At 70.8% G+C, this 7,167-nt stretch carries 6 protein-coding genes; all 6 read right to left on the bottom strand.

Annotation, left to right across the window (positions count from 1 at the left end):
- Positions 1-56: 56 nt before the first annotated feature.
- Positions 57-692, bottom strand: a complete 636-nt coding sequence (locus ACZ3H8_RS34295; RefSeq protein ID WP_467408424.1) for an nSTAND1 domain-containing NTPase — start codon at positions 690-692, stop codon at positions 57-59.
- Positions 641-913 carry a hypothetical protein gene (locus tag ACZ3H8_RS34290; protein ID WP_467408423.1) on the bottom strand — a complete coding sequence of 91 codons (273 nt, stop codon included), beginning with the start codon at positions 911-913 and terminating at the stop codon, positions 641-643. Before ACZ3H8_RS34290 ends, ACZ3H8_RS34295 begins: the two co-directional genes overlap by 52 nt.
- Before the next feature lie 443 nt (positions 914-1,356).
- Positions 1,357-3,753 carry a glycoside hydrolase family 65 protein gene (locus tag ACZ3H8_RS34285; protein ID WP_467408421.1) on the bottom strand — a complete coding sequence of 799 codons (2,397 nt, stop codon included), beginning with the start codon at positions 3,751-3,753 and terminating at the stop codon, positions 1,357-1,359.
- Positions 3,750-4,493 (bottom strand): HAD family hydrolase, encoded by a 744-nt coding sequence (locus ACZ3H8_RS34280; RefSeq protein ID WP_467408418.1) that lies wholly within the window; start codon positions 4,491-4,493, stop codon positions 3,750-3,752. The genes ACZ3H8_RS34285 and ACZ3H8_RS34280 overlap by 4 nt, the downstream gene beginning before the upstream one ends.
- Positions 4,494-4,648: 155 nt before the next feature.
- Positions 4,649-6,106, bottom strand: coding sequence for a glucose-6-phosphate dehydrogenase (gene zwf / locus ACZ3H8_RS34275; RefSeq protein ID WP_467408416.1), 1,458 nt, complete (start codon positions 6,104-6,106; stop codon positions 4,649-4,651).
- 3 nt (positions 6,107-6,109) lie between these two features.
- Positions 6,110-7,141, bottom strand: a complete 1,032-nt coding sequence (gene gnd, locus ACZ3H8_RS34270) for a phosphogluconate dehydrogenase (NAD(+)-dependent, decarboxylating) (protein ID WP_467408415.1) — start codon at positions 7,139-7,141, stop codon at positions 6,110-6,112.
- Positions 7,142-7,167: the final 26 nt, after the last annotated feature.

Below are 7,167 nucleotides of genomic sequence, written 5' to 3'. Positions count from 1 at the left end.
ACCAAGGCACTCGCACTGCCCACCACACAGACCTGATCACAACACCGGCGACGAGCTCAACACGACCGCACACCAATCACGCACGAGGTCGTTAGGCGCGGCCAGAGTTCGGTCAGCGCCTCGTGTGCCAGGTCGATGATCTCCTCTCGCTCGGCGCCACCCGGGGCGCGGGAGATGACGACGAGCTTGCTGGGTGCCAGCTCCCTTGCCAGGCTGAGGAGTTCGGGGGCGAGGTCGGCCGTGCGGGTGGGCCTGCGGGAGAAGGTGTCCCCGTCTCCTGGCCGGGCCAGTTGCACGAACAACCGCCGGGCACAGTCCTGTTTGGCCTGTGTCAGCCCAGCGAGGGCCTCGTCCGCGTATCCCACGAGGGCGCCCGCGACGCCGCCCATCTCATCGTAGGCGGCGTGCGTGAGCATCGAGCGTGTGCGGCGTTCCCACAGCTCGGTCAGGGCGAACTGGACCAGCGGCATCCGCCCGGGGTCCTCGCCCGCGTCCGCGACGATCCGATCCGGCAGCCCCGGCTCGAACCACAGCCCCGGCACGGCGTCGACAGGCGCGGTCACAGCCTGCTCCAAGCCATCGGCGGCCAGCGGCGCGAGGAACTGCACGGCATCGCTGACGAGGTCGGATGTGCCCGCCGTCACCAGCACGTCGAGGGAATCGGGCCGCGCGGTGGCGACGACCCGCAGCACCGCCGCGCCGTCCTTGCCCGCCAGGGCGGCGAGCAGAGCGAACAGGTCACGCGCGCCCGCTCGGCGGCATCCTGCGCGCCGAGTGCCCGGGCGACGACATGGGCGCAGGTGCACACCACATCGGCGGCAACGAGGAACCCGGCGCCGATCGCCTCACCGGCCGCCGAACAGATCCGCACCTGCGACGCCTCGAGGACGTCGCTCCCCCGCACAGCAGCCATGGACTCCCCCGTTTGCCGACCTGTCGCGTGACACGCCAGTCAGCATCCCCGGCGCCGCCCCTCTCGCACAACTCACCCTGCACAGCGCCCAGTTCACGCACACCTCATGACCCTGCTCGCGGCACAGGACAGCCCGTTCTCTTAGCAGATTGGATAGGGCCACCCGTACAGAGCTCCCAACGATGCAATAGGCTCCCGCCCGCCCAGATACGTTGGGCGTTCCCAGATCACCCTCGGCGCGTTTTGGCCGTGGTTTGCGCCCCCGCTGCGACCTGCGGCGGACAACTTTCGCACAAGCCCCCGGCCCCGGGGGGCCGGTCGGCTCCGCGGCTTTGGCCACCCCCGGTCCGGGTCCTGCGTCGAGCAGGACCCGGAGGCCTCTCGGTCACAGTGCGGGGGGACTCCAGATTCCGCCTCTCTGCAGTCGACGGCGGGCTGACAGGTCAGCCGACCGCCTCCCCGCCGGTCATCGCCGCGCCGCCCATGCGGTCGGCAGGGCGACGGCCCCTGGGCTGCTGCGGTTCCGGTTGTACGGGCACCGGCGGCAGGGGACGCTCCACGGGCCGGGACACCGTGACCGTGAGCGGCTCGCCGTGGTGCAGGATCTTCAGCGGGTCCCCCTCCACCAGGGTGTAGACGGCTGCGGACCTGCGGATGTCCACACGCAGCCTGCGCCCCCGCACCAGCACGCCGAACCGAAGGCCGGAGAGGTGCTCGGGCAGCCGCGGGGCGAACCCCAGACCGCCCGCACCCCTCTCCCCGTCGCACTGGCGCATTCCGCCGAGCCCGAGCACCAGTGCCATCCAGGTGCCCGCAAGGGAGGCGATGTGCAGACCGTCGCGGGTGTTGTGCTCCAGGTTCTCCAGGTCCATCAGGGCCGCCTCGCCCAGATAGGCATAGGCCAGCCGGAGGTGTCCCGTCTCGGCGGCCATGACGGCCTGGCAGCACGCCGACAGCGAGGAGTCCCGTACGGTCAGCTGCTCGTAGTAGGCGAAGTTGCGGGCCTTCTCCTCGGCGGTGAAGGCGTCGCCGCAGGTCAGCATGGCGAGGACCAGGTCCGACTGTTTCACGACCTGCTTGCGGTAGAGGTCGAAGTACGGGAAATGCAGCATCAGAGGGTACTGCTCCGGGGAGGTGTTGTCGAAGTCCCACCGCTGGAAGCCCGTGAACCCGGCCGACTGCTCGTGCACACCGAGCGTCTCGTTGTACGGCACGGCGATCCGGGCGGCGGCGTCCCGCCATGCGGCGATCTCCTCGTCGTCGACCCCCAGTTCCTCCGCGCGTTCCACGTGGCGCACCGCCGCCTCCGCGGCAGCCACCAGATTCCGGCGCGCCATCAGGTTGGTGTAGAGGTTGTCGCGGGCGATGGCGCTGTACTCGTCGGGGCCCGTGACGCCGTCGATATGGAAGACGCCCTCCGCGTCGTGGTGGCCGAGCGAGTGCCAGAGCCGCGCGGTGTGCACCAGCAGATCCAGTCCCGGCCCCCGCTCGAACGCCTCGTCGCCGGTGGCGGTCACGTACCGCAGCACGGCGTCGGCGATATCGGCGTTGACATGAAACGCGGCCGTGCCCGCCGGCCAGTACGCCGAGCATTCCGCGCCGGTGATGGTCCGCCACGGGAACGCCGCTCCGGCCAGCCCGAGCTGATGGGCGCGGTCCCGGGCCGCGGGCAGGGTCGTGTGCCGCCAGCGCAGGACCGGGGCGACGGACTGGGGGGCCGTGTAGGTGAGCACCGGGAGGACGAAGGACTCCACGTCCCAGAACGAGTGCCCGTCGTAGCCCGTCCCCGTCAGCCCCTTGGCGGGGATCGCCCGTTCCTCGCCGCGGGCCGCGGCCTGCAGCACATGGAACAGCCCGAAGCGCACGGCCTGCTGGATCTCCGCGTCCCCGTCCACCTCGACGTCCGCGCCGGACCAGAAGTTGTCCAGATAGGCCCGCTGCTCGGCGAGGAGCCCGTCCCAGCCGGTGCTGCGGGCGGCGGCGACCGCGGCGTCGACCTGGTCGTGGACGGCGGGCAGCGACCTCTCCGTGGACCACCCATACGCCACGAACTTCACCAGCCGCAGCCGCTCGCCGGGCGCCAGGGCGGCGGTGACTGTGAGTCTGCTGACGTCGGGCTCGCTCTCGGCCGACCAGGCCGTCCCCTCGGGGCCCTCGACGATGTGCTCGGCCGCGGCCGCCACCCGCTGGCCGCTCTTCCTGGTGCGGTGCACCAGGCGCAGCCGCGTGTCCTGGGCGAAGTCCTCCTCCGCCTCGAGCGGGGACTCGACCGCGGCCGCGACCCGCGGGTCGCCGGTGTCGTGCGGCATCTGCTCGTTGGCGACCAGCTCGGACTGGACGGCCATGGTGGCCCCGGCGTCCAGCGGCTCCACCTCGTACGCAATCGCCGCGATGGCGCGCTGGGTGAACGACACCAGCCGGTACGAGGTGATGCGGACGGCGCGGCCGCCCGGGGAGGTCCACTCCGCGGTGCGGCGGAGGACTCCTGTGCGGAAGTCCAGCACCCGCTCGTGTGCCGTGAGTTCGCCATACCGCAGGTCGTAGGGGTGGTCGTCCACCAGCAGCCGGATGATCTTCCCGTCGGTGACGTTGATCATCGTCTGACCGGACTCCGGATAGCCGTAGCCGGCCTCGGCGTACGGCAGCGGATGCAGTTCGTGGACACCGTTGAGATAGGCGCCGGGAAGCCCGTGCGGTTCGCCCTCGTCGAGATTGCCGCGCCATCCGATGTGGCCGTTGGCAAGCGCGAACACGGACTCGCTCTGGGCGAGGACGTCGAGGTTCAGCTCGGTCTCGCGCAGGCACCACGGTTCGACCACATAGCTGGGATGGGTGATCATCGTGACTCCAGCAGTTCGGCGAGATCGTTCACCACGATGTCCGCGCCGTGACGCCGGAGCTCCGCGGCCTGCCCAGTCCTGTCGATGCCCACGACAAGGCCGAACCCCCCTGCCCGGCCGGCCTCCACGCCCGCCAGGGCGTCCTCGAAGACCGCCGCGGCACCCGGTTCGGCGCCCAGGGCACGGGCGGCGGCCAGATAGGTGTCCGGTTGCGGCTTGCCCCGCAAACGCTGTTCCCTGGCGACGATCCCGTCGATGCGCTCCTCGAAGAGATCCTCGATGCCCGCCGCGGCCAGCACATCGCGGCAGTTGGCGCTGGAGGAGACCACGGCACGCTGCAGACCCGCGTCCCTGGCGGCGCTCACATACGCCACCGAGCCCTCGTAGGCCTCCACCCCCTCCTCACGGATCTTACGGAGCACCAGCGCGTTCTTACGGGTGCCCAGGCCGTTCACCGTCTCCGTGTCCGGCCCGTCGTCGGGCGCACCCTCGGACAGCCGGATCCCCCGCGAGGCGAGGAAGGTGCGCACCCCGTCCTCGCGCGGCCGGCCGTCCACGTACTCGTCGTAGTCGTGCACGGCGTCGAACGGCTCGAAGGGAACGCCCTCACGTTCGGCGCGCCGACGGAGGTAGTCGTCGAACATCTCCTTCCATGCGGCCGCGTGCACCTTCGCGGTGCGCGTGAGGACGCCGTCGAGGTCGAACAGGCAAGTGCGTACGTGATCCGGAAGCCCCAGCATGCCGTCGAGGCTAGAAGGGTGAGGCGGTCGCCGCGGGCGGCAGATGCCGCCCCCGCGCCACGCGTAGCCCGTGGGGATGATGTGCCGGTGTCATCCGGAGCAGCCGCGGGTGCGGCCGGGCACCGGACCCGGCCGCACGGGGTCGCTCGCGGGTGTCAGTGAGCGGCCGGCAGGCTCCACCGGTAGGGCGCGATGAGCCGGTCGACCGACTCGGGGCCCCAGGAGCCCCGTGCGTAGGGCTCGACCGGCGGCGGGTTCTCCAGCAGCGGGGCGGATGCCTCCCAGAGCCGCTCGATCCCGTCGGAGCGGGTGAACAGGGACTGGTCCCCGAGCATCGCGTCCAGGATGAGGCGCTCGTATCCCTCCAGCGCGTACATCGAGTCGACGGAGTCCGCGTAGTTGAAGACCATCTCGGCCTCGCTCAGGCGCATGGCGGGTCCTGGCTCCTTCACCAGGAAACGGGCGGCGATCCGGCCGGGGTCATCGAAATCGATCACAAGTTCGTTGTTCCGGGATTCCGTGCCACTCTGCGCGGCCAGGGGGAACATCCGAAGCGCTGGTTCCCGGAAGCCGAGCGTCACGACGTGCCGCCCCTGACCGAGCGCCTTTCCCGAGCGCAGGTAGAAGGGCACGCCGGCCCACCGCCAGTTGTCGAGTTCGACGCGCAGTGCGACGAAGGTCTCGGTGTCCGACCGGGGGTCGACGCCCGGCTCGTCGCGATAGCCCTCGTACTGGCCGCGGACGACCTGTGCCGGGTCCAGCGGCCGCATGCTCTCGAAGACCTTCTCCTTCTCGTCCCGCAGGGGCTTCGCCGCAAGGGCGGTCGGGGGTTCCATCGCCACGAACCCCATGAGCTGGAAGAGGTGAGTGACGATCATGTCCCGGAAGGTGCCGGTCCCTTCGAAGAACTGTGCGCGGCCCTCGATGCCGATCTTCTCCGGCACGTCGATCTGCACATGGCTGATGTGGTCGCGGTTCCACACGGGCTCGAGGAGGCCGTTGGCGAAGCGGAGGGCGAGGATGTTGTCGACGGACTCCTTGCCGAGGAAGTGGTCGATGCGGAAGACGCGGGACTCGTCGAAGACCGCGTGGATCGTCGCGTTGAGGGCCTGGGCCGAGGGGAGGTCCGTGCCGAAGGGTTTCTCCACGATGACACGGGCGTTGTCGGCGAGGCCGGTCGTGCCGAGCAGCTCCACGACGGAGCCGAAGGCCTTGGGCGGCACGGCGAGGTGGAACAGGCGCCGGGGGTTGCCGCCGACGGCCCGCTCGGCCTCCCGTACGGCCTCCAGGAGCGGCTCGGGGGCGTCGGGGTCGGCCGCGCCGAAGGACAGCGCGTCCTCGAACTCCTGCCACGCCTTGCCCTCGGGCTTCGACCTGCCGAACTCGGTGACCGCCTCCCGTGCCCGCTTGCGGAATTCGTCGTCGCTGAGCGCGACCTGGGAGGGCGCCGAGCCGATGACACGGAAGCGGGGCGGCATCAGCCCCGCCTTGGCCAGGTGGAAAAGCCCCGGCAGGAGCTTGCGCCGGGCCAGGTCGCCGGTCGCGCCGAAGAGCACGATGACATGGTCCTCCGGGACCGGGGGACGGCTTTCCGGCTGGGAAGGGCCGGCCACGGTTCACCCCGCCTTCTCGGCGTGACCGCCGAACTCGCCGCGCATCGCGGACAGCACCTTGTCGGTGAACTCGCCCAGCCCGCGCGATTCGTACCGCTGCGTCAGCGCAGAGATGATGACCGGGGCGGGCACGCTCTCGTCGACCGCCGCCAGGACCGTCCAGCGGCCCTCCCCCGAGTCCGAGACGCGGCCGGTGAACGTGTCGAGCTCGGGCGAGCGCGCCAGCGCGTCGGCGACCAGGTCGACAAGCCATGAACTGACGACCGAGCCCCGGCGCCACACCTCGGCGACCTCGGCGACGTCGATCTCGTACTGGTAGGCCTCCGGCTCGCGCAGCGGGGCGGTCTCGGCGTCGACGGCCCTGCGGCGCAGGCCCGCGTCCGCGTGCTTGATGATGCTGAGCCCCTCGGCGACGGCGGCCATCATCCCGTACTCGACTCCGTTGTGCACCATCTTCACGAAGTGGCCCGCGCCGCTCGGGCCGCAGTGCAGATAGCCCTCCGGCGCGGTCCCGTCGGCGCGGGTCCTGCCCGGGGTGGGCTCGACGCTCCCGGCGCCGGGGGCGATGGTGCGGAAGATCGGGTTCAGCCGTGCCACCGCGTCGTCCTCGCCGCCGATCATCAGGCAGTAGCCCCTTTCGAGGCCCCAGACGCCGCCCGAGGTCCCGCAGTCGACGTAGTGGATTCCGCGGGGAGCGAGCTGCTTGGCCCGGGCGATGTCGTCCCGGTAGTACGAGTTGCCGCCGTCGACGACGGTGTCATCGGGGTCCAGCAGCGCAGCCAGCTGGTCCAGTGTCGGCTGCACCACCCCGGCGGGGAGCATCAGCCAGGCGTTCCTGGGCTTTTCCAGCTTGTCGACGAAGTCATGGAGCGAGGTGGCGGCCGTCGCCCCCTCCTTCTCCAGCTCCTGCAGGGCCTCCCGGTCGAGGTCGTAGACGACGCATCGATGGCCGTCACGCATCAGCCGGCGCACGAGATTGGCGCCCATCCGGCCGAGCCCGATCATGCCGAGCTGCATGGGTGTGTCAGTGGTCATGTCCGGCTTCCCCGTTCTTCAGAGCG

It is taken from the genome of Streptomyces sp. NPDC002868 (assembly GCF_055563295.1).
The sequence above is the reverse complement of the archived record's forward strand: the minus strand, read 5'-3'. Positions and strand labels throughout refer to the sequence as shown.

Bases quoted from the DNA above. Each gene is read 5' to 3' on its own strand.
- ACZ3H8_RS34290 (WP_467408423.1), bottom strand. From the start codon at position 913: ATGGCTGCTGTGCGGGGGAGCGACGTCCTCGAGGCGTCGCAGGTGCGG.
- ACZ3H8_RS34285 (WP_467408421.1), bottom strand. From the start codon at position 3,753: ATGATCACCCATCCCAGCTATGTGGTCGAACCGTGGTGCCTGCGCGAG.
- ACZ3H8_RS34280 (WP_467408418.1), bottom strand. From the start codon at position 4,493: ATGCTGGGGCTTCCGGATCACGTACGCACTTGCCTGTTCGACCTCGAC.
- gnd (WP_467408415.1), bottom strand. From the start codon at position 7,141: ATGACCACTGACACACCCATGCAGCTCGGCATGATCGGGCTCGGCCGG.